The sequence below is a fragment of the Allokutzneria multivorans genome (assembly GCF_039537405.1).
In the GTDB taxonomy this organism is placed as follows: Bacteria; Actinomycetota; Actinomycetes; order Mycobacteriales; family Pseudonocardiaceae; genus Allokutzneria; species Allokutzneria multivorans.
The window spans coordinates 35975-58016 of the sequence record NZ_BAABAL010000016.1 but is presented as its reverse complement, the minus strand read 5'-3'; the positions used below and the strand labels follow the sequence as shown (position 1 = coordinate 58016).

The window sequence follows — 22042 nt, the reverse complement described above, 5'->3', positions numbered from 1 at the left end:
ACGCCCAGCACTAGCCCTGGCAGCCCACCACGAACAGCCCGACCCGCAGCGCCTCCGCGTCCGTCGCGCGCGGCAGCACCACGTCGGCGGAGCCGTCGCGCCGCTCCCGCCCTCCCAGGAAGTAGGCCTCGACGACGATCGCGGCGACTCCGGTGAACACGGCCGACAACACCCCGATTCCCAGGTGCACCAAGGCTTTCCTCAGCATCACGCACTCCTCACCGTCGAGTGGGGTGCGAGCATCACAGTCCGGGCTGAAATCCCGGTGAAATCAGGTGGGCCTCCAGCGCGGCGGCTCCGGTGAGCATCGCGCGGCCCCGGGCGGAGAGACGGGCGCGCCAGTCGCTCAGCATCGACCCGAGCGGCGCGACACCTCCGGCGGAGCGGACCTGGGCGATCACCGGCGCGATCTGCTCCAGCAGGTAGCCGCCTCGTCGCAGCTGGTGGACCAGCAGCGCGTCACGCACGTCGGCCGCGCTGTAGATCCGGTAGCCGGTGCGCGGATCGCGGCGCGGCTTGACCAGCTCGGCGCGCTCCCACGTGCGCAGCGTGGCCGGGCGGATGCCGAGCCTCCTCGCGAGCGGGCCGACGAACGTGTCGCCGCGCTCCTGCGGCACGGGATCGAGGTCGCCGAGCGCGGCTTCGACGGCGTCGAGCGTCCGGCGATCGTCGAGCAACTGGGCGTGGCTCTCGTCGATCAGCCGCAGAGCGTCCTCGACAGCGCCGCGGTTGACCGCCTGCATCACCGCCGTGGCGGTCGGGTGGCCGTGCCCGCGGATGAGGGCGAGGAACGCGCGCAGGGCTTGCGCGTGCAGCTCCGTGTAGGTGCGATAGCCGTGCGGAGTGCGCTCGGCGCCCGGCAGGATGCCCGCGTCCTCATAGTTGCGGACCGCCTGCGTGGACAGGCCGTGCTCGCGCGCGAGGTCGATCGGCCTGAGCCTGCGTTGAAGGTTTCGTCCCACTGTCCTGCCACTATCGCTTCGAAGTTCCAAACGGTCCTTCAACGATACGGTTGAGACATGGCTGATGGGACCTTGACGATCGAACTCAGCACGGACGAGTTGCGCGCGGTCACGGCCTTCGCCGTCGCCTGTGTTGAGCCCGCTCTCGCGCTCTTCGAGCGACACTGCCCCGACGACGACCGCCCCCGCGCCGCCATCAGCGCAGCGCGGGCATTCGCCGAGGGCGGCAAGCGCACCAAGGCCATCCGCGACGGCGCGTGGGCCGCGCAGCGCGCCTACCAGGAGACGCGCGACTCCGGCCGGGCCGCCGCGAGCGAGGCCGCTCGGGCCGCCGTCGCCACCGCCAGCGCCGCCTACCTGCACCCGCTAGCGAAAGCCACTCAGGTCAAGCACATCCTCGGCTCGGCCGCCCACACCGCCCGCGCTCTCGAACTGGAAGCCGGCGACGATCACGCTGTCGGCGACGCCCACATCGCCAAGGCCGAGGCGCTCGCCTGCCCGGTCGTCGTGCGCGTCCTGTCGCGCTACCCCGCAGCCCCGAGCGGCGGCGGTCGCGCGGGCGAACTGCTGCGCCGCCTCGACGCCGCCCTGTCAGCCCGCGCATAGGCCGTTCCCTGAGGCCGTCAGGTTCGCCCGTCTTCAAGACCCACAAACCCTCGCCCCAGCTGTCCTCAACCACAGCAAACCCTGGCGAATCCTCGACCGCCCGCGCGTAGCTCGGACTCGACCAGGCGCAAACCCTTGGCAGCCGCCAACGTCTCTGCTCTTCCGCTTCGCCGAGGGCTCGGCCGCACAGGACACGCCCTAAGAACGCTCAGCGGGAACGCGGTCGGCGGCCCTGGAATCCACCATGACCAATCCGGAGATCAGCCCGGACAGGCCGGGGTGCGACCGGGGCCGCCACGCGCACACGAAAGCGCCGAGCAGCAGGAGCTGAGCGAAGTTCTCGGCGGCCGGAGCGGTGCGGCCCATGCTGCTCAGCGCGATGTAGCCGAACGTGCCGAACAGCAGGGCGACGAGAATCCGCGCTCCCGGAGCGGAGCCGTCGGGCCGGACGCGGCGCAGGCGAACCGCGCGCTGCCCGATCGTGGCACCACCGGTGATCGCGGGGATCGCGAGCAGCACCACGGCGGGAACCCACGTGCTCACCACGGCCAGCAACGAGTTCGCCCACGCGATGTCGTTGAGCCAGAAGCCGAAGAAGAAGTGCACGGACAGATCCAGGGACGCAGCGAACCCACCACCGAGCAGGGTCACCGACACCAGGTCCACCAGCATTCCCAGCCACCGCCGCCCAGTGGTGACCGGACGCGGCTCCTCCGCCGAGACCGTGGACTTGCGGCCGTCGAAGAACTTCAGCAGCGGCGCGAGCAGCACACCGAACGCCGTGCCGAGCGTGTTGGCGATCAGGTCGTCGACGTCGGCGATCCGGTACGGGCACTCGAAGACGAACCAGTTCCCCGTCCACTGCGTCAGCTCGATGAGCAGCGACACCCCGAACCCGGCGAGCACCACCCAGCCGAAGCCGCGCCGCAGGTAGTGCGTCAGGTACGCGCCCAGCGGGGCGAACAGCGCCACGTTGAACACCACCTGCTGCACCGCCGGGTTGACCAGCAGCCCGCGCAGCCCCGGCGACTGCTGCTCCTTGGCGATGTCGGAGAGGAAGCGCAGCGGGTTCAGCTGCGGATCGGCCAGCGCCCGGTGCGCCTCGCACCACGCCGCGTCGATGCTGGGCAACGGAAGCATCGTGTAGGTGACCAGGGCCAGGCCGTAGACCAGGAAACCGAACGCGAGCAGCGTCGGCCCCCAACCCAGCTCCCCGCGCTTGCGGTAGCTCCGGAAGACGAAGGGGACCAGCAGCACGAAGGCCAGCAACCCCCCGAGGAAGACGGCGAGCACGGCGGGAAGCACCTTGTCGGACAACACCATCTCCGTTCGGACGCGGCTGCGGCCCCAGGATTGTCAGCCCCGGAGCCGCCGTCGCCCGACTTGACGGCACCGTGTGTAGCACCAAAGCCGTACGTCACTCACCCGGTCAGGGAGTACGCGCGCGTCCGAAGCGCGCGGGCCAGGTCGTCGGCGTAGTGCAGCAGCACGGCGAAGGTCGCTCAGACGGACTTGAGCACGCCGCCGTCGACGAGGTAGTCGGCGCCGCTGACGCTCGCGGCCAGCGGTGAGGCGAGGAACGCGACCACCGAGGCCACCTCCTCCGGCTCGACGAGCCTGCCGGTGCGCAGTCCCAAGATCCCGATCATGCGCTCCCGCACGACACCCTCTTCGAGGCCGTGCTGCGCGGCGAGCCGTCCGCAGACGCTCTCCGGCCCCTCCCAGAAGCCCGTGCGCGTCGGCCCCGGCGTCACCGTGTTGACCCGAATCCCAGCAGGCGCAAGCTCTTCCGCGAGAGCCGGGGTCAAGGCGCGCAGTGCCGCCTTCGCGAGCGAGTAGTCAGCCGGGCTCGTCGCCGGGAGGTGCGCGGACAGCGACGACACGGTGACCACGTTGCCCTTGCTGACCTTCAACAACGGCAGCGCGGCGCGAGTCATCCTGATGGCGCTGAACAGGTTCAGCTCGAACGTCTCCTGCCAGCGCGCGTCGGTGATCCCCGCGAAGCCCTCGGTGTCCAGTTCCGTCGAGGTCCCGCCGACGTTGTTCACAAGCACGTCGATCCCGCCGTACACCGAAACCGCCTCGGCAACAACGGCTTCCACACCGTCCACAGTGGTCAGATCGGCCGGGACGTGCAGTGCGCCCGGCTCACCGGGGCTCCGCGAGGCGATGACCACCGAAGCGCCCTCGTCGAGCAGCCTCGCGGTCACCGCGCGCCCGATCCCCTTGCTGCCACCGGTGACGAGGGCGATCTTGCCCTTCAGCCCCAAGTCCATCAGACGTTCTCCCAGTCACGGCCGCCCGAGTCGATCAGCGCGGCGACGCGGTCCAGCTCCTGCAAGAGGAAATCGGTCCAGCCCAGGTGCGCGGTGTAGCCGCGGAGCCGGTCCAGGTAGGCGACGCAGATGACCCGCCCGACAGTCTCGGGATCGGGTGATCCGCCGTAGCCGTCGAGCAGCGCACCGGCGAGCACGGTGAGATCGCCCAGCGGCGGCGCTCCGTTGGCGACGCCGAATCGGACGAGCGAGCGCATCCCGGCGAGATCGGCCAGGAACGTGCCGATGTCGTAGGCGGGTGGAGCCAGGCACAGCTGAGTGCCGGTCAGCAGCTCGACACGAGCACGATCCTCGCTCGCCACAACGGTGTTGGGCACGAGGGCACCGTGCGTCAGCACAGCGGGACCGGCCGGGGCGAGGACGTCCGCCGCCCAGTCGCGCAGCAGCTCCCATCGCAGCCCACCGAGCCGTTCCCCGGTGGTGCTGTGGAAGAACTGGGTCTCCGCTCGCCCGGAACCCGCGTCCATCCAGTCCGCCAGCTCCACCACGAGTTCGGGGCGCGTGCGGAACCCGGGCGGTGGCGGGGTGCGGTGCAGCCTGCGCACCGCGGCACCGACCGCGCGCACCGCGTCCACGGCCTCGTCCGGGAGGATCTCGCCGTTGAGCAGCCACCACCCGAGGCTGACCGGCGACGGAAGCTCGTAGGTGAGCCCGGACTCGTTCTGCTCCGCCACGGTGAAGCGCACGCGCTCGTCGCTCGCGGAGACAGCGGCGGCCAGCACCTCCAGTGGCGCGAGGGTCAGCGATCCGGTGGTGCTCGTCCCGGCGCTGCGCTGCCAGCGGAAGCGGCCCCGGCCGAGGTCGTGCACCACCGTCGTGGACGCGCCGGTGCCATAGGTGATCACGTGCTTGCTGGTGTCGGTCAAGGGGTCACCTCGGAGGCCGGGGTGGGCGCCTGCCAGGACGTCCTGGCAGGCGCCCACGTCATTCAGGGCACCTCAACGATCAGCAGCGGCTGCAGCTGAAGATGAGGGTCGTGGTGGTGATCACCGGGGTGGCCGTGGAGGTCGACTTCGCCACGACCTCGTAGCCGTCGCCGACCGCCATGGTCAGCTCGGTGGAGGTGGTGTAGGTGTCGTAACCGGCGGCGAGCTCAGCGGCCATGCGGTCGTCCTGAAGCAGCATTTTCTTTTCCCTCCAGTGGTTTTTCTTGCTTCCCCGGGTGACAGGGCCCGGGAAATCTCAGTGCCCGCCCCACGGGGCGAGCGGGTCGAACCCGGCGCGCGCGCAGGCCGACGCGACCTGGTCGGCGACGCGGGTCCCGGGTTCGGCAGCGTGCTCCAGCACCCCGTCGGCGACGGCCTGCGCCCGGTGTTCACCGAAGCTCAGCCGCCTGCCCTCACCCGGCTGCGGCGGCTCCCACGCCGTCGCGACGCCTGGCGCCAGCCGCCGGGTGAACGGCGAGGTCGACGCACCGACCCCAGGCAGCGGGCTCACCTTGTCGGCCAGCGATTCCGCTGCGGCCCGAGCATGTGCGGGCAGGTACACCACCAACGCGTCCTGACGCGGGTAGAGCGCCGCAACGCTCAGAATCTTGGCGTAGTAGTGGATGTCTCGGGTTTCCAAGTGCGCCAAAGCTTCCCGCCAGACGTCCACGGCGGACACCGGGTCGCTCAGGTGGACGTACACCCGCAGAACCTGTTGCTCCACACCGGTTCCCCGCGATCCCTGCGCCAGGAAGAACCCCGGCGACAGCGCGGGCCGACCCGGGGGCAGCCCCAGCTCGCCAGTTCCGCGCAGCGCCGACAACGGGACCGACACGGCCACACCGTTCAGCCGGACGAGCGCGGAATCCTCGCGTCGCTCCAGCACGAATCCGGTCTCGGTGGTCTCCCTGAACGGGATCGCCTCGGCGAAGTCCTTTTCCAGCACGGGATCGCGCAGGGACAGCTGCTCGTCGTCGCCTTCCTCGCGTCCCTGGTGGAACACCTCGTAGATCACGTGACGCAGCCGTGAGCGCAGCTCCGCGCGACTGTCGGCGGTCAGCTCACGACCCGCCACCGACGCGGTCAGCGCCTTGTCGTCGACCACGATCCGCCCGACGATCTCGGCGAGCTCAGGTGTCAGGCTCATGCCGCCCCCAACCCGACGACCCCGGCGTAGCGCGCTGGATCGAGCAGGAGCCTGCGGCCGATCCCCGCCGCCGCCCGCTGCACCGCCGACACCTGGCTCGACTCACGGGCGACCGCGATCATGCGGTCGAACATGTGCCAGCCCGCGAAAGCCGTGGCGCGCGCGGCGAGGCCGTCCCCCGCTCCGCCGCGCGCGGCGCGATAGCCCGACCAGAACGCTTCGACGATCGGTCGGACCTCGTTCAGCCCCGCAGTGGTTCGCTGGATGATGTCCTTGTGGGACAGGGAGTTCTCGACCGCGTCGCGATCGGGCTCGGTGATCCCGAGCACCGCCCGCTGCACCCACTGGCCGACGAACGCGCCGACGTCCACGGCCGGATCGGCCAAGCCGAACTCCTCCCAGTCCGTCAGGTGCACGGCGCCGTCGGCGATCCGGAGCTGGTCCAGCCGGAGATCGCCGTGCACGGGCGTGCGCACGGTCACCGACTCCTGAGCCGCGAGCGCGTTCAGCACCGCCCGCAGCTCGCGGTCGGGTTGGACCAGCCTCCACACCTCCAGCTCCGCGCCGCTGGCTTCCAGGTACACGGGCAGCGGGAGCTCGTCGAAGAGCCGGGCGATGCCGCCGAGGATCGGGATCTCCTGGTGCACCGGGACATCCGCCGTCGGTGCCCACCCGTGCAGCTCGCCGATGGCCAGCCCGGTCTCCTCCGCGAGTCCGGCGGTGAAGTCACCGTCGTCGGCCACCTCGTTGGCGGGAACGGAATCGGCCAGCAACCGCGTGACGTGCAGTCCGGCGTCGAGGTCCCAGCCGAGGCACTGGGGCGCGCGCAGGTGCTGCGGTGTCCGGGCCGACGCGAAGAGCTCGAAGGCCACCGCCCTGCGCATCCCGCTGTCGGCCGTGCGCTTGACGAAGACCTCCGCGCCGCCGCTGGTCGGACCGGCCCAGTTGGCGTTGCGGCCGGAGTAGGCGACCGCAGCCGACTCCAGGGGCAGGCCGAGGCCGAGCCGGGCGAGCAGCTCGCGGGCTACGGGGTCGGCGGCGACCCGGTTCCGCTCCGGGGCACCACCACCCCGCGACAGTGTTCTCAACGCGCACTCCAGCCAATCGCGAATATCAAAGAATCGTGACCGGGAGCACCTCTCCCATGCCCTTTCCGGTGCGATTTCGACGCTACGAGTCGCCCTGTGCATGTTGACTGACGCCCCGCTAAAAGCGCAGGAAAACTCAGGTTTGAGAGCGGCAAGAACGCTCGTCAACTGAGTTTTCGCAGCTCAGAACCTAGGTGGCTCGATTCAGACGCGGCACCTGACTCACAAAGTAAAAGCGCGGGTGCGAAAGTGCACCCGCGCCACACGTCAACCAAATAATTCACGTCTCAGCGGTCACCACGAGCACATGTGCTGACCGCAGCACCACCTACGTCAGCAATTCGACCTGCTCGCGCAGTGCGTCTTTCAACGCTTCAGCGAAGGCGTTCATCTGCTCCGCGACCGTCCTCGGCGTGCTCAGGTAGACGTTGAGCCGGTCGGGCAGCAGCACGTACGCGACGCCGATGCACTTGCTGCTGGTCGAGCCGAACCCGAAGTACTGGATGTTGTGCGAGGGCGCCGAGCTCGTGCTCAGGTAGTCCTCGCGCATGATCTGCCAGCCAGGCGACTCGTACAGTGCCAACGGCTCCGTCCCGCCCGCGCGCTTCTGGATCAACTGGAGCTCCCACAGGTGCTGCTCCGGGGCCTGCCCCGCCTGGCACTCCTTCGCGCGCGCCACGTGCTTCGCAGCCGCCTCGCGCAGTGCCGCGCGCTTCGCCTCGACATCTGCGTCGGCGTCCGCCATCGCCTCCACGTAGCGCACCATCTCCGGCGTGACGACGCGCATCGCCTCCGTGCGGCCGTTCTGGTACTGCCGCGTCGCGATCGACTCGTACGTCGCGCCCGTCAATCCCTTGCTGCGCCGGTGCGCGAGTTGGTAGGCGGCCTGCACGAAGGCGTCCGGCGAGATGCCCAGCTGCTTGATCCGGCTCGTACCGATGTCGGTGAAGGACAGCAGGGTCGTCGCCGTCGCGGCGCCGTAGTCCGCGAACGCCTTGCCCGCGCTCAGCACGTCCTCGCGCAGCGCGTCGTCCAGCACGAACCGCACCGGTGTCGGCACCGGAACTCCTTGCGCCACACCGCCTTCAGTGGCCGGGGATTCCAGAAGCGCATCGCAGAGCGCCAGGATCGTCGTACCGTCGAGCAGGCAGTGCTCCACGTTGATCCCCGCCTGCCCGTCCGCGAAGACGATCAGCGACACCGCTTTGTCGAACCACCGGTTCGCGCTGTCCCCGTGCAGCAGCGCGTCACACGCGGCAAGCGCGTCAGCGGGCGTTCCGGCTTCCAGGGACACGCAGAACAGCGCCGACTCGACCACGTCCAGCGCCTCGACGTTGCCCAGCTCGATCAGCCGCGCCCGGCTCGCCGCCCACTCCGCCCTGGCCTTCGTGGTCAGGTGACCGACCGGCGCGTCCTCGGCGCCATCGGCGGCCACCACCGCGCGCAGACCTTCGGTGATCTCCGCCAGCGTGTGCGCTTGCCCTTGCGCACCAATGACATCCAGCCGGAACAACTGTCCGCTGTGGAACACCACGATGTGCTTCGCGTCCGCCGCCGCGCGCACCGTGTCCTGCTCAGCACCGGGAATCCTGGTGGTGGAGAACAGATAGCGGTGCTGGTCCATCGACTGCGGCTGCCCGCGCAGCACCACCGGCGGGATGCTCTCGGTGTCCAGCGCCGCCTTGTACGCCAGCGCCGAGGCCACCAACTCGGCCGCGCGCTCCACCTGCCCGAGCTCAGAATCCTTGAACAGGAAGAAGAAGTTGGCGTTCAACGCGATCCGGTCCCGCCGCCCCAGGTACCGCGACGGCCAGAACGTGTCGAGGTAGCTGCGCACGCCCGGTGTCTCGTCGTAGCGCACCAGCTCCGCCTGCAACGCGCGCGCCGTGTCCGAGGTCAGCAACTCCTCGACGGCGGTCTCCGTCTCGGCGAGCTGGCTCTCGGTCAGCAACGGCGCGCACCACTCCAGGAATCGCGCGCAGCTCTCTTCCAGCGTGGGCAGGGGAACCCGGGGCAGCTGGTCCTCGTACTCGAAGGTGCTCACGGTCGTCACAGTCATCCTTGTCCGCTTGGCCGGCACAGGTGCAGTTGAGCGTAGAGCCAGCCCGTGTCCTCGAACCCGCGTGGATCAACACCCACCGCGCGCAGCGTTTCCAGCACCTGTTCCTGCTCTTCCGCCGAGATGAAGCGCCGCTGGCGGAACACCCCGTCCACCCGCTCCGTCTCGTAGCCCAGCTCGCGCAACGCGTCCTCCACCGGGTCGAACGGCACCATGCGCAGCACGAAGTGCGCCATCAGCGGCTGATCCAGCTCCGCCACCTTCGCGATCGTGCGCGCGCCCACGTAGCCGATGCAGCCCGTGGAGATCACCAGATCCGTCCCGGCGAGCTGCTCGCGCTGCTCCTCCGTGAGGTCCTTGTTCTCCAGGTCCGCGCACACCGCGTCGTCCAGGAACCCCGCCGTCAACCCGTAGTCCAACGCCGGCCGTGAACTGTCCAAGCCCACGATCCAGGCATTTCCCTGTCTCGTGCTCTTGATCCGGTCGCGCTCCGCCAGCTTTCCCGTCGACCAGTCCGCCACCTCGGGATCGGCATAGCGGTCGTACAAGTCCTCCATCGTCGCGCCGTGGTTGAGCAGCGCCGCGTTGATCCCGTACGAGCACCCGATGTCCAGCACCTTCTCGCGGTGCTTCATCAGATCAGCGAAGTACGGCTTCGCCAGCTCCGGGATCTGGTACTCCAACCCGCGCAACGTCGTGAAGTACGCACGCGGATCGGGCTGCGTGTAGATGTGGTCGAGGGTCACCTTGCCGGTCGCGTCGAACGCCATGAGCCCTCCTCAGTCCAGCAGCTGATCGCTTCGCACGGCCGCGCTCCGGTGCTCCGGCAACACGCGGCCGAACAACTGCCTCGTCCGCTCCACGCTGCCGATCACCCCCGGCTTCTCGCTGTACGCGAAGATCGCCGAGTGCCGCGCCCGCGCGCCCGCCACCTCCGTGACGCGGTGCAACGCGTAGCGCCCCTTGAACAACTGCAAGTCCCCCGGCTTGAGGGTCAAGTGCCGCACCAGATCCGGCCGTCTTCCGGTCAGCACACCCGCCACGTCGTCGAAGTTCTCCGACTCCGGCGAGCGGATCCCCGGGCAGTACTCGAAAACCCCGCCCTCGTCCGGCTCCTGCGTCAACATGCTGACCGTGTACTCGTTCGTGTCGAAGTGCCACGGGTGCGCCAGACCCGGCTCGATCACGTTCAACACCAAGCCCGACAACGGATCCGCCAACTCGTGCACCACCGGCAACTCGAAGCAGGCCGCCACGAACCCCTGGAACGCCTCGCTCGCGTACAGCCGGTGGATCACGAACTCCGCCGGGATGTCGTCCCGCGCCACGAACGCGTTGCCCTTCTCCATCGCGATGCGCCCCGGATGCCCCTCCGGCAACGGCGTGTCCACCGCGATGTTGTAGGCGTTCACCACCTCCAGCCGCGTGTAGGCGCGCCCCGCCACGCCCGCGCACTCCTCTTGCAGCGCCCTCGGGTCCTTGACGAAGCCCTCCAGGACCGTGCACCCGTCCTCCGCCAGGCCCTGCCTCGCGCGCTCCACCACCTCGCGCCAGGCCGCGCTCCCCGGCTCCGCCAACGGATAGCGGTCCTCGTCGATTACCGCCTCGGCCATGCGCACACCCCTTCCACCGCTGGAAAGTGATCACGAAGTGAAGTAGCACAGCCCGCGCACACGCCCGCGCCCCTGTGACCGGCACCACCGCCTTCCGAACCGATCCAGTCCCTCTGACTAGGCCATACGGGGAGCGTTTCCCCCGCTACCGTGACGAGGTGGAATGGAAGACGGACCGGATCGGAACGGCACTGCGCGGCGAGAACCCGACCGTCCTGCGCCGCATGGACGCGGGCTTCGCCAATATCGGCGACGTCCAGTTCCTCCCCGGCTACTGCGTCCTGCTCGTCGACAAGCCCGACGTCCAGCGCCTGACCGACCTCCCGCGCCCCCAACGACTCCAGTTCCTCGCCGACATGGAACTGCTCGGCGAGGCCGTCGAACGCGTCTGCGCCCGCCGTGATCCCGCATTCCGCCGAGTCAACCTGGAGATCCTCGGCAACACCGACCCCTACCTGCACGCACACGTGCGTGCCCGCTACGACTGGGAACCTGAGCACCTCGTCGGCCGCCCCGTGTGGCTCTACCCCGCCGAGCACTGGTCCGCCCCGGAGACCGCGCTCGGCCCACAACACGACAAGCTCCGCGCCGAACTCACCGCCGAGATCGACCGCCTGCGCTCCTAGGCGGCGCGGCGAGCCACCGAGGTTCGCCAGTCTTCAAGACCCGCAAACCCCGTCCCCAGCGGTCTTTAACCACCGCAAACCCTCAGCCGCGTCGAGGTAGAGGGCGCTTAGCGATGATCGACGGGCGGGTCCGGTGGTCTTCAAGACCCGCAAACCCCGCAAGGCCGTCGGGTTTGAGTCGGTTAACGATGATCAACACGGGGGTTCGGTGGTCTTGAAGACACCCCAACGGGCTGCTGGTCAGCGTCGGGGCTTGCGGCCCTTCGTGACCGGCTTCCGCTGCTGCTGCGGCTTGCGCGGCGCTTGCTTCTGCGTCGCGGCGGGCTGCTTCTTCTTCACCGGAGCCTGCTTCGCCGGAGCTTCCTGCTGCCGCCCCCGCGTGCTGTTGGCCGTCCGCCCGCGCACGATCCCGATCAGCTCCTCGATCAGCTCAGGACCGCCCTCCCGCAACCAGGACAACCCCACGCTCGACTCCGGAGCACCGACCAGCGGCCGATACGTGAGATCCCGCCGGTGGTGCAACCGCGCGAGCGACTGCGGAACCACCAGCACCCCCACCCCCGCCGCCGCGAACCGAATCGCGTCCTCCGTCGACTCCGGCCGATCCCATCCCGCGAGCCCCGGCGGCCGCTCCCACCCCAACGTGTCGTCCAGCGGGTGCAGCACCGTGGTCTCCGCCAGGTCCTCCGCCGACAGCTCATCGGCGGCGGCGAGCACGTGCTCCTTCTGCATCACAACCACGGTCGTCTCCGTGTACAGCGGGATCGTGTGCAGGTCCTCGCCGCCCACGAACGTCCGCAGCAGCACCGCGTCCGCTTCGCGCCGCCGCACCGCCTCCGCCGCGTCCTGGGCCGAGACCGCCACCAACGTCAGCCGCACCTCGGGCAGCCGCTCCACCCACATCCGCAGCCACTTCGTGGGGACGACCCCCGGCACGTAGCCGAGCAGGAACTCCGAGCCAGTCACCACCTCAGGCTATCGGCTCTGGTCAGAAGCACTCCGGCCACTCGATACCCTTCATCTCATGAAGTCGCAGAAGTCCCAGACGATGAAGCCGTCCACGGCCGCCAAGAAGCTCGAGGTGTACCTGGAGGCCACCCCCGCCGAGTTCCAGGAGGGCGTCGTCTCGCGCGATGAGCTCAACGCCCTCCAGGCCGACCCGCCCCAGTGGCTGCGCGACCTCCGCCGCAACGGCCCCTTCCCCCGCCAGATCCTCGCCCTCAAGCTCGGCGTCTCCATCAGCGGCCTGGCCCGCGGCGGCATCACCGAGGCCCTCACCAGCGACCAGGTCGAGGAGATCAAGGCCGCCTGCCCCGACTGGCTCCGCCGCGAGCGCGCCGTCCAGGTCGAGACCCTCAAGGAAGCCGCCCGGCTCAAGCAGCGCAAGGCCGACTGACCTAGGCAGCTGCCAAAAGGTGGTGGTCAGCACCTTCGAGGCCCGCGCACGTTGTTGCAGACTTGCTCCCGCCCGTGCCCAAAGCAGGGGAATTGGAACCGCCGTCGTTTCCTGGGAGCCAGAGAGTGGCACGCAAGCGAGGATTCTTCGCCGAGATGGCGTATCAGCGCGAGCAGGCCGAGCGCCGCGAACGCCAGGAACGCACACGGGCGGCTCGCGAGGCTGAACGCGCCGAGCGAGCACGGCAGCGGGCGGCGGCGCAGACGAATCGTGACATGCAGGCCGCCTACGTGCGGGCACAGCAAGAAGACGCCGCGGCGCGGACCTCGGCGACCCATGCCCGAATCGCGGAGCTGGCGGGAATCCTCACTTCGGCAGCGTTCTCGGCCAGTGCGGTGACCTTCGACCAGCTGCGCAGGCCGTTCGAGGCTCGACGGTTCAACCCCGGGCGGCTCGCGCACGCACAACAACCGCCGTACTGGCAGAACTACCAGCCGAAACCGCCATCGGCGCTCAGCCGCCTGTTCTCCAAGGCCAAGATCCAGCAGGAGTTCGCCGAAGCACAGGTGCGCTTCACCGAAGCGAAGGAACGCTTCCAGGTCAACGAACGGCAACGGCTCGCGGCACTGGCGCAGGCCGAAACGAAGCACACGAACACCGAACGCAATCGACGCGAGAAGGTCGACGAGCACAACAGACGGGTCGACGAACTCGAACGCGGTGTGAAGGCGAAGTCCCCCAAGGCGGTGGAGGACTACAGCGAATTGCTGATCGAGATGTCTCCCCTCCCCGAGGACATCCCGATGGACATCGAGGTCGCCTACCAACCGGACGCGCGCAAACTGCTGGTCATTCGGGAGCTGCCCGACGTCGCGGTCATTCCCGGGGTGCGCGAGTTCAGCTACGTGCGCAGCCGCGACGAAACCGTCGAGAAGCCCCGGCCGCAGAAGGAGATCCGCCAGCGCTACGCCGACCTGGTGGCACAGCTGGTGTTGCGGACAATGCGCGATGCCTTCCAGATCCGCCCGACCGGGGTCATCGACGAGGTGGCCGTCAACGGACAGGTGTCCACTCGCAACAAGGCCACCGGCAGACCGGAAAAGCCTTGTCTCGTCAGCGTTTCGGCCACCCGCGCCCAGTTCGAGGAGCTGGTGCTGACCGAGCTCGACCCTGCGGAGTGCCTGCGCCACCTCAGCGCGCTGGTCTCCCCGCACCCGTGGGACCTGGAGGCGATCCGGCCGATCTTCGACCCGGACCTGTCGAAGTACCGGTTCGTCGACGCCCGCGACGCGGCGGCGGGACTCGACTCCCGCCGGGTGCTGCTGGAGATGGCGCCCGTCGAGTTCGAGCACCTCGTCCGGCAGCTGTTCGAGGCCATGGGCATGAAAGCCTGGGTGACGCAGGCTTCCCGCGACGACGGTGTCGACGCCGTGGCGGTCAACGAGGACCCCATCATGGGCGGCACCTGCGTGATCCAGGCGAAGCGCTACAGCGGGATCGTGCCCGCCGACGCTGTCCGCGCGCTCGCCGGAGTGATGGACGACAAGCGCGCCAGCCGCGGCGTCCTGGTCACCACCTCCTGGTTCGGCAAGGCCACCCACGACTTCAGCTCGCGCCACGGCCGCATCCAGCTCATCGAAGGCCCGCAGCTCAAACACCTCGTCGCCGAACACCTCGGCAAGGACGTCGTCATCGGCGAGCTCAAGCGCCGCACCAGGTAGCGCCCTCGAGTGTGATCGTGTACTGGAGTTGGTCATGGCTCTTCGGTGGTTCCGCGCGACCGCGGTCACGCTGCTCGTCCTAGCGCTCATCGCAGCCGCGCTGTGGTTGCCCGATATGGTCGTGAGCGCCAGGGCCGCGGGCCTCACCGCCACCGAGCAGCTCGCGGCGATCAGCACCGTGCGCGCGCAGTACATCCAGATCGTGAGCACGGCGGGCGGCCTCGTCACAGTCTGGTACGGAATTCGCAAGTACTTCCTGGACAAGGAAAAGCAGCGCCTCGATCAGGACAAGCACGTGACCGATCGGTTCAGCGCGGCGGTGGGCCACCTCGGCTCCGGCGACGAGACGGTGCGGGCCGGTGGAGTGCGCACGCTAGAGCGGATCATGGCCGACTCACCGCGTGATCACGAGGCGGTGGTGGACACGATCTCCGGGCTGCTGCGCCACCACGCCGGCTCAGCGCCTGAGCGGTCGAGGCTCCGCGACGACGTGGTGGCGGCGGTGAACGCCCTGCGCACGCGTCCTGATCGCGCCGAGTCCGACCCGCTCGACCTGGCCGGAGTCGTCCTGCCGGGCGTGTCGCTGCGCCGCGCCCGGCTGAGCGGGGCGAGCCTGGCCAGCGCACACCTCAGCCGGGCGAACCTCGAACAGGCCGATCTGTCGCAGGTCCGTCTACTTGGGACGGAACTCGGCAACGCGCGCATGGCGGGCTCCCGGCTCGACGGAGCCGACCTGACCGGCGCGACGGCCAAGGAAGCCGATCTGACGGGCGCGAGCGCTGTCGGCGCGACCTTCACGAGATGTGTCCTCAGCGCGGCGAACTTCACCGATGCTGACCTGACTGGCGCGAATCTGAGCCGGGCCCGCCTTCGCGACGCGTCGATGACTGGAACCCGTCTGTCCGGCGCTGACCTCACAGACGCCGATCTCTCCGGCGTTGACCTGCGGACGGCCATCGGCCTCACTGCCGATTCACTGCGGAACGCCGTGACCGACAGCAACACGCTCCTGCCGGATTTCACCGGTTCCCCGCCGAAATGAGTCGGCGTCCCACAGTCGCCGTGGCGATCCACGACGGCTTCTACGGGTGTGGAACGGGAGCGGGCTACGCCAACTACGGTTTCCTGGAGACGCTCGTCGACCTGCTGCCGCGCGACGTGCGCCTGGCCGTGTTGCCACTGTGGCTGGCATCGTCCAGCCCGGAGCACCATTCTCCTTGGCACACAAGGGTTCGAGGCTTGCTCGACCGGGCGGGCGCGACGATCCACCCCGTGTCCAACGACACCTCGGGCCAGGATCGCTGGGGCGGCCTGGCGAACTTCCAGGCGCTCAGTTCCGACACGGCCGCGACGATCGTCAGGGACGTCGCCGAGACATCGGACCAGCTGCTGATCGTGGCCTTCGACGTGCCGTTCCTCGGCCTGGCCGAACTCCTCCCCCCTGAGCTACGGGACAAGGTCGTGCTGGTGCCACGCTCCAGCGCCGTGCTGCACACTCCGCACGACGCGGAACGCATTGCCTGGGAGCGACGCGCTCTCACCGCCGGAACCCGCGTCGCGACGATCTCGTCGTTCATGCGCGATCACCTCGTCCGGGACTACGGGGTGCCACGCGAGCACCTCATGCCGCTGCCGGACGGTCTGTGCGCCTCGGACTGGCACCTCCTCCAGCACCAAGCGCCCCCTGACATCCACCTGCCGGGGAACTTCCTCCTGGCGATGGGACGCGCCGAGCCGTACAAAGGCTTCGACGACCTCGTTGACGCCCTCGCGCTCCTCCGGCACGGCAGAACTCCTGTCCCCCATCTCGTGTTCGCCGCGACCTCGGAGACCGCCGAACCCACCGCCTACCAGCGTTCGCTAGCGAGCAGGCTGCGAGAACTGGACATCAGCACCACGGTCATCCAGCGGTTCACGCCAGAGGTCCCCGCCCTGTTGCGGCACCCCGGCCTGCGCGGGGTCGTCGTCCCCTCCCGCGCCGAACCCTTCGGGCGCATCCCCATGGAGGCCTTCGCCGCGGGAGCCGCGCCAGTGATCACCACCACCGCCGATGGCCTCGCCGGGCAGGTCATCGACGGGGAGACCGGATTCACCTGCGCGCCAGGCAGTCCAGCGGAACTGGCCACCGCGCTGACCCGCGCGATGAGCCTCGGCAGGAGTGATCTGGAAGCCATGCGGCAGCGGGCGACGTTGCGAGCTCTCCGCGACTACGACCACCACGCGGCGGTACGGGACTTCCTCACCAGGGCGGCCCCCTGGTTCACCGTTCCGGACCCCGACAGTCGGCTACGGTTACTGAGCACCCTCGCGCCGAGCCATTCGTCCTAGGAGAGCTGTGTCCGCCGTTCCCCCGGTCAAGGTCCCCATCGGGCTTCAGGCACAGCACTGGAACACCCTCACGCCGGACCGGTGCGTCCTCGTCGTTGCGCACCACGTCACCTCGCTGCTGCGCCTGCTCGACGTGATCACAGTGTTCGACTCCGATCCGAGGGTGCAGGTGGTGTTCAGCTGGAACGGCTCCGACCCGTTCCACCACGGACTGCACCGCCTGCTCGACGAACTCGGCGTCGTGGTCATCCCGTGGTCCCAGGCGATCGACACCGAGTTCCACCTCGTCATCGCGGCCAACCACGGCGGCCTCACCGAGTTCTCCGCGCCCGTTGTCATTCTTCCGCACGGCGCGGGGTACAATAAGAATTCGCCCGGAAACCGGAAACCGGAAACCGGAAACCGGAAACCGGAAACCGGAAACCGGAAACCGGAAACCGGAAACCGGTCCGTGTTCGGGCTCGCGCCGGAATGGCTGCTCTACGACGGGCGCCCCATCGCCGACTCGCTGGTGCTCTCCCACGATGAGCAGCTGACGCGCCTGGCCGCCATCACTCCCAGCGCCGCAGAAACCGCCGTCGTCGCCGGTGATCCCTGCTACGACCGCATGGTGCGCAGCGCGCACGCGCGTTCTCGCTACCGGGAAGCGCTGGGAGTTCTGCCCGGCCAGAAGCTGGTGACGGTGTGCACGACGTGGTGGCGCCGATCCCTGCTCGGAACGTGGCCCTCGCTGTTCCGCGAGCTGCTCGCGTGCCTGCCACGGGACGAGTACCGGGTGGCCGCTCTGATCCACCCCAACATCTGGCACGGCCACGGACCGTGGCAGGTGCACACGTGGCTCGCCGACTGCGTCCGCGCCGGTCTCATCATCATCCCGCCCGTCGAAGGCTGGCAGTCCCTGCTGGTGAGCGCGGACCTCGTGGTGGGCGACCACGGCGCGACCACCTGCTACGCGGCTGGCCTCGGCGCACCGGTCCTGCTCGCGACCTTCCCCGACGAGGACGTCGCCACCGGCTCCGCCGCCGAAGTCCTTGGCAGGACAGCACTTCGCCTGAACCGCCACGCTTCGCTGGCCCACCAGGTCAGCGCCGCGATCACGGCTCCGGCATCCGGCGACGCGGTCCGCGCGATGCTCACCTCGTGCCCCGGGGAGTCCGCAACGCGTCTGCGTGAGTTGTTCTACCGGCACCTGCGTCTACCCGAACCTCCGACACCGCCACCCGTGCCGATGATCCCGGTCCACCGCGCCACAACACCGTCCACTATGGACATTCGGGCAGATCACGTCGTATGCCGTCTGGGCGCGACCGACGACGAACCCACCACCGTGCACAGGTATCCCGCCGAGGTGCTTCTCGACAGGGCGAACGCGGACCACCTGGACGCGGCCCACCTCGTGGCGCACGAGGACCACGCTTCCCCTGCGCTGCTCGACGAAGCGGCCGTGATCATCGTCGCCGACACTCCGACCACGTCAGCCGCCGAGGTCGCGTTGGCGGACGCACTCCGCCGGCATCGCGGCGCAGCGCTCGCCGTGTCCCGCCAAGGCGAGCGCTGCCTGGCGCTCAGCCGCGAAGGCGCTCGGGCGGTGCTGCGCTGCGAGGACATCGGACTCGGCGCGGCCGTGCTTTACGAGAGAATGACGTTGGGGCACAACGACGAGGCGTTCACCGTCACGATCAAGGCAGGCCCTCGCACTCTCAACCTCGTCGTGGAGTCACTTTCCGGCGAGGCGATCGCGTAGTTCCTCGGCCCGGCCGTGCCACACTCGCGCCTGCTCCGACTGCCCCGCCGCATCGAACAGTTCGCCCAGCAGCTCGCTCGAATGCGCTTCCCAGGAAAGGATTCCGAAGCGCGCCAACAGGTCCACGGCCTCGGTCAGGGTGGAGATCGCCCGCTCCCGGTACGGCGCGCCAGCCTTGGCCAACGACTCGCCCAGGTTGGCGACCGCCTTCGCGGCGTTGTGCTTCTCCCTGCTGAGCTTCAGGTACGCGATGGCCCGCTCCCCGGCAGCGATGGCGTCCGCGTGCCGGTCCACCGAGGCGAACATGGGACCGCTGTTCATGTCGAGCACGGCGAGTTCCCTGGCGCGCATGCGCTCCGGGAAGTTCGGGTCCTCCATGAGCAAACGCGCCCGCTCAACGAGGACAACCGCCTGCTCGACCGCCCCGCGCCGACTGTGGTCGAAAGCCTTCCACACCAACGTCTTCGCCGTGGTCACCAGCACTGCTTCACTGTGTGCGGGCAACCGATCGGCCAACGCCAGGGCCTGGTCGAACTGCTCCAGCGCGCGGTCGTTGTCCTTCGCGGAGAAGTACGCGGTTCCGAGTTCGGCATGCATGCGCAGCAGCGGACGCGCGTCGCCGTCGGCCGGATCTTCCTGAATCCGCCGCGCGGCCACGAGACCCGTGCTGTAGATGTCGATGGCGTCGTCGCTGAGGTCGCGCTGGAACAGGTACGTCACCATGGCTTCGCCGAGCTGCCACGCGAGCTGGTCAAGGCGTTCGTCGAGCGCCATGCGCACGGCACGGCGCAGGTTCGGCCGCTCCAGATCGAAATCGGCCGCCGCGCGCAGCCAGGCGTCCTCGCCGTCGTAGGCGAGGGGAACCTGCCCGTCAAAGCGCGGACCGAAGTGCGGCCTGTTGCTGAAAACCTGTTCTCTCGCAACGGCGAAGTCGAGGTAGTGCGCCCCGATCCTGGCCGTCGCGGCACGCAGATCGGCCGGGTGCTCCTGTTCCCTGGCCAGCGCGGCGGCGTGATCGCGCACGAGGCTGTGCAGCTCGTAGCGCCGCTCGCCGACCACCGACAGCAGGTTCGCCGTGACGAGGGCTTCCAGGAGGACCTCTGCCTCGTCGACATCGCACCCCATGGCGGCCGCCGCGGTCGTGAGAGCGAACTGCGTGCCGGGGTGCAGGCTGAGCAAGCGATAGGCGCGCCGCTCCGCCTCGGCCAGGTCCTGGTAGGAGATCTCGAAGATCGCTTCGACCGGGCGCTCACCGTCGATCGTGAGTTGAGCGATGCGCGATGTCGCGCGCTCCAAGCGCTCCAGGTAGTCGGCGATCGGGCCACGGTGCCGGGTCACCAGCTGCGCTCCCGCGACGCTCATGGCCAACGGCAGGTACCCGCACAGCTCGGCGAGCGCCTGGATCTCGCGTTCTTCGGCGTCAGGGCGATTGGCACCGATGTCCGCCCGGATCATCGCGGCGGCGCTGTCCCTGTCGAACACCGGCACGTCGATGACGCGGTAGCGCTCCCGCGCGAAGCCCTCCGACCTGCGCCTGCTCGTGGCCAGCACGACGCTGCGGCTCGACGCGGGCAGCAGGTTGGTCAACTGCGCGGCCGGTCCCACGTCGTCGATCACCAGCAGCAGTTCTCGGTCGGCCGTCTCCGCCTGGAACCTGGCGCGCAGCTCCTGCGAGGTGGTCGGCAGCCGCTCGACCCCGAGCTGGATCAGCAGGAAGGTGAGCGCTTCGTCCACGGAGTTCGCGTCGGCGGAGGCCCCCATGCGCACGCACAGCGACCCGTGCTCGAAGGTCGTCCTGATCAGCCCCGCGACGTGCGCCGCCAACACGGTCTTGCCAACGCCCGGCAAACCCGACAGGACGAACACGCCCTGCGTGCCAGCGGAACGCGCGTGCCCGATCGCCTCCGTGAGCGCACCGACCTCGACGACGCGGTTGACGAACCCCCTCGGCAGCGGCAGGAGCCCCCTGGCGATCACTGTTGTCCCACCCACTCCGCGCACCCTACCGAGCTGCCACCCCGCGCGTGCGCCATCGCCCGAGTCACGAAGACGACCGTCACCAATATAGGTACTTGCCTGAACCTCCTCAGGGCCAGGGAAAACCTATGCCAGCGACCATCGTGGACCCGCTGCTCTCGCCCGCGCTCAAGCCGATCTGGCAGGCCGTGCACGCGCGGCTCTCGACCGGTCAGCCGCTCAGCCGCGTCCGGGTCGGCTCGCTCAGCGCAGCGAACCCTCGCCCGGCACGTCGTCACTGCGGTGGGATCGGGGCGGTCAACAGTGATCGTGGGAGGTCGGTGGCACGCGAGGACCGGCGAACCACGGCGGCGTGCGGCGCAACCGCACGGGCCGAGGGTTCATCGAACGGGGTTCGTCAAGCGGGGGGCTCAGTAGGCGGTGATGCGGAGAAGGGCGCTGTTGTTGTCGAACTTCGACTCGCCGCGGCGGAAACCGGCGACGGCGACCTCGACGTTGGTGTCGGAACCGCTGATCGTCGGCCGCACGGTGAACTTGACCGGCGGGCGGTTGGTACCGGGCGCGTGGGGGGCCTCGGAGCGGCAGTGCACGTGGGACCACGCCTCGGACAGCCGGGGCACGCAGTTCCAGGTGTCACCGGAAGCTCCGGAGAAGGCGATGCCGTGCGGGATGCGAATGGTGAACCAGTCGCCACCGGTGAGCGCGACGGTGCCCTTGTTGCTCACAACCACGGTCGCGTCGACGGTGGAGTCCTTCGCGACGTGGGTCGACATGGGCGTGACCTCGACGGCGATGTCGGCCACGGACGCGGTCGGAACCGGAGCTGGGGTCGCGGAGGCGGGAATGGCAATGGCGGTGATCGCGGAGACGGCCAGTGCGGCGGCGCCCGCGCGACGGATCGTGTTGCTCAAGGAAATGCCCTCCGGGCGAGGAAGTGTGACTGATACGAAACGACGACGCCGCAGTGAGGTAGTCGGTTGTGAGCCCGAGGCATCTTTCGGCTGACACAAAAGGCTTACTCGCGCAGCGACTCCAGGTGCGCCAGCGCTCGCGGGCGGCGAAGGCCCAGCCGCCGAGCGCTGGATCCCGCCCTGGCCCATGAAGCAGGAGAGGGTTCCGCCGACCGATCGCAAACAGGCAGGAACATCGCGACCAGCAAACAAGACTGATGATCCCGGCGCACGCGACCCTGGTGGTCACGCCGGATCTCCACACGTCAATCTTGCCCGAACTCGAAACGGCGGTGACGGAGCGCACTGCGGCAGGCGTGCCTCGCACCCATGGCCACCCGCAGGCCACCCACACGATCATCATGTCCCCCCTCGATGACCGGAAGGACGGAAGATCCCAGGTCATCGAGCGGGAAGGTGGTGCCCCCGGTGCGACTCGAACGCACACTGGACGGATATTGAGTCGGCTAGGTGGACAGGCAACACACCTACGAGCTGGGCAGAAGGGCTCTTCGAAGGCACCAACTATGGCTCTGCAGGCATGAACCGATGGATGTTCATGC

General features: G+C 69.1%; 21 protein-coding genes. 7 read left to right on the top strand and 14 right to left on the bottom strand.

Translation table 11 applies throughout. From position 1 onward, the window contains the following. Nucleotides 1-10: 10 nt before the first annotated feature. Together ABD798_RS19670 and ABD798_RS19665 are read right to left on the bottom strand one after the other, a co-directional pair. Nucleotides 11-208 carry a hypothetical protein gene (locus ABD798_RS19670; protein ID WP_344876870.1) on the bottom strand — a complete coding sequence of 66 codons (198 nt, stop codon included), beginning with the start codon at nt 206-208 and terminating at the stop codon, nt 11-13. A gap of 34 nt (nt 209-242) precedes the next feature. Beyond that, nucleotides 243-962 (bottom strand): TioE family transcriptional regulator, encoded by a 720-nt coding sequence (locus tag ABD798_RS19665; protein WP_344876869.1) that lies wholly within the window; start codon nt 960-962, stop codon nt 243-245. Between the two features lie 57 nt (nt 963-1019). Here ABD798_RS19665 and ABD798_RS19660 point away from each other — a divergent pair, with 57 nt between their 5' ends. Beyond that, nucleotides 1020-1568 (top strand): putative immunity protein, encoded by a 549-nt coding sequence (locus ABD798_RS19660; protein ID WP_344876867.1) that lies wholly within the window; start codon nt 1020-1022, stop codon nt 1566-1568. A 198-nt stretch (nt 1569-1766) separates the two neighbouring features. Here the strand turns inward: ABD798_RS19660 and ABD798_RS19655 are convergent, their stop codons facing one another. From ABD798_RS19655 to ABD798_RS19615, 9 genes are all read right to left on the bottom strand, one after another. Next, the gene (locus tag ABD798_RS19655) at nt 1767-2885 is read right to left on the bottom strand and encodes a VanZ family protein (protein WP_344876865.1); all 1119 of its coding nucleotides are present in this window, start codon (nt 2883-2885) and stop codon (nt 1767-1769) included. A 185-nt stretch (nt 2886-3070) separates the two neighbouring features. Continuing rightward, complete coding sequence (locus ABD798_RS19650; protein ID WP_344876863.1) at nt 3071-3844, bottom strand: oxidoreductase; 774 nt, start codon at nt 3842-3844, stop codon at nt 3071-3073. Further along, complete coding sequence (locus ABD798_RS19645) at nt 3844-4770, bottom strand: phosphotransferase (protein ID WP_344876861.1); 927 nt, start codon at nt 4768-4770, stop codon at nt 3844-3846. The genes ABD798_RS19650 and ABD798_RS19645 overlap by 1 nt, the downstream gene beginning before the upstream one ends. A gap of 79 nt (nt 4771-4849) precedes the next feature. Beyond that, nucleotides 4850-5029, bottom strand: a complete 180-nt coding sequence (locus tag ABD798_RS19640) for a hypothetical protein (protein ID WP_344876859.1) — start codon at nt 5027-5029, stop codon at nt 4850-4852. 57 nt (nt 5030-5086) lie between these two features. Continuing rightward, entirely contained in the window at nt 5087-5977 is an 891-nt protein-coding gene (locus ABD798_RS19635; protein ID WP_344876857.1) for a T3SS effector HopA1 family protein, read from the bottom strand. Then, nucleotides 5974-7065, bottom strand: coding sequence for a class V lanthionine synthetase subunit LxmK (gene lxmK, locus ABD798_RS19630; RefSeq protein ID WP_344876855.1), 1092 nt, complete (start codon nt 7063-7065; stop codon nt 5974-5976). The genes ABD798_RS19635 and lxmK overlap by 4 nt, the downstream gene beginning before the upstream one ends. A gap of 328 nt (nt 7066-7393) precedes the next feature. Then, nucleotides 7394-9124 carry a choline/carnitine O-acyltransferase gene (locus ABD798_RS19625; protein WP_344876853.1) on the bottom strand — a complete coding sequence of 577 codons (1731 nt, stop codon included), beginning with the start codon at nt 9122-9124 and terminating at the stop codon, nt 7394-7396. Further along, on the bottom strand, nt 9121-9894 hold the full coding sequence (locus ABD798_RS19620; protein ID WP_344876851.1) for a class I SAM-dependent methyltransferase: 774 nt from the start codon (nt 9892-9894) through the stop codon (nt 9121-9123). The genes ABD798_RS19625 and ABD798_RS19620 overlap by 4 nt, the downstream gene beginning before the upstream one ends. A gap of 9 nt (nt 9895-9903) precedes the next feature. Then, entirely contained in the window at nt 9904-10737 is an 834-nt protein-coding gene (locus tag ABD798_RS19615) for a HalD/BesD family halogenase (protein ID WP_344876849.1), read from the bottom strand. Between the two features lie 158 nt (nt 10738-10895). Between ABD798_RS19615 and ABD798_RS19610 the strand changes: the two genes are divergently transcribed. Further along, nucleotides 10896-11363 (top strand): HIT family protein, encoded by a 468-nt coding sequence (locus ABD798_RS19610; protein WP_344876847.1) that lies wholly within the window; start codon nt 10896-10898, stop codon nt 11361-11363. Nucleotides 11364-11603: 240 nt separating this feature from the next. Here ABD798_RS19610 and ABD798_RS19605 read toward each other — a convergent pair whose 3' ends face one another. Further along, on the bottom strand, nt 11604-12329 hold the full coding sequence (locus tag ABD798_RS19605) for a LysR substrate-binding domain-containing protein (RefSeq protein ID WP_425549242.1): 726 nt from the start codon (nt 12327-12329) through the stop codon (nt 11604-11606). 58 nt (nt 12330-12387) lie between these two features. On the opposite strand from ABD798_RS19605, the gene ABD798_RS19600 reads away from it, so the two are divergent. From ABD798_RS19600 to ABD798_RS19580, 5 genes are all read left to right on the top strand, one after another. Further along, entirely contained in the window at nt 12388-12759 is a 372-nt protein-coding gene (locus ABD798_RS19600; protein ID WP_344876845.1) for a DUF5997 family protein, read from the top strand. Between the two features lie 125 nt (nt 12760-12884). After that, nucleotides 12885-14480 carry a restriction endonuclease gene (locus ABD798_RS19595; RefSeq protein WP_344876843.1) on the top strand — a complete coding sequence of 532 codons (1596 nt, stop codon included), beginning with the start codon at nt 12885-12887 and terminating at the stop codon, nt 14478-14480. A gap of 34 nt (nt 14481-14514) precedes the next feature. Then, nucleotides 14515-15522, top strand: coding sequence for a pentapeptide repeat-containing protein (locus ABD798_RS19590; RefSeq protein ID WP_344876841.1), 1008 nt, complete (start codon nt 14515-14517; stop codon nt 15520-15522). Next, entirely contained in the window at nt 15519-16808 is a 1290-nt protein-coding gene (locus ABD798_RS19585) for a glycosyltransferase family 4 protein (protein WP_344876839.1), read from the top strand. Before ABD798_RS19590 ends, ABD798_RS19585 begins: the two co-directional genes overlap by 4 nt. Before the next feature lie 7 nt (nt 16809-16815). After that, a complete protein-coding gene (locus ABD798_RS19580) occupies nt 16816-18552 on the top strand; it encodes a hypothetical protein (RefSeq protein WP_344876837.1) in 1737 nt (578 codons plus the stop codon). Here ABD798_RS19580 and ABD798_RS19575 read toward each other — a convergent pair. Both ABD798_RS19575 and ABD798_RS19570 read right to left on the bottom strand, forming a co-directional pair. Next, the gene (locus tag ABD798_RS19575) at nt 18526-20544 is read right to left on the bottom strand and encodes an NB-ARC domain-containing protein (RefSeq protein ID WP_344876835.1); all 2019 of its coding nucleotides are present in this window, start codon (nt 20542-20544) and stop codon (nt 18526-18528) included. The two genes, ABD798_RS19580 and ABD798_RS19575, sit on opposite strands and share 27 nt — an antisense overlap. 395 nt (nt 20545-20939) lie before the next feature. Further along, nucleotides 20940-21440 (bottom strand): hypothetical protein, encoded by a 501-nt coding sequence (locus ABD798_RS19570; protein WP_344876833.1) that lies wholly within the window; start codon nt 21438-21440, stop codon nt 20940-20942. Nucleotides 21441-22042 lie beyond the last annotated feature (602 nt).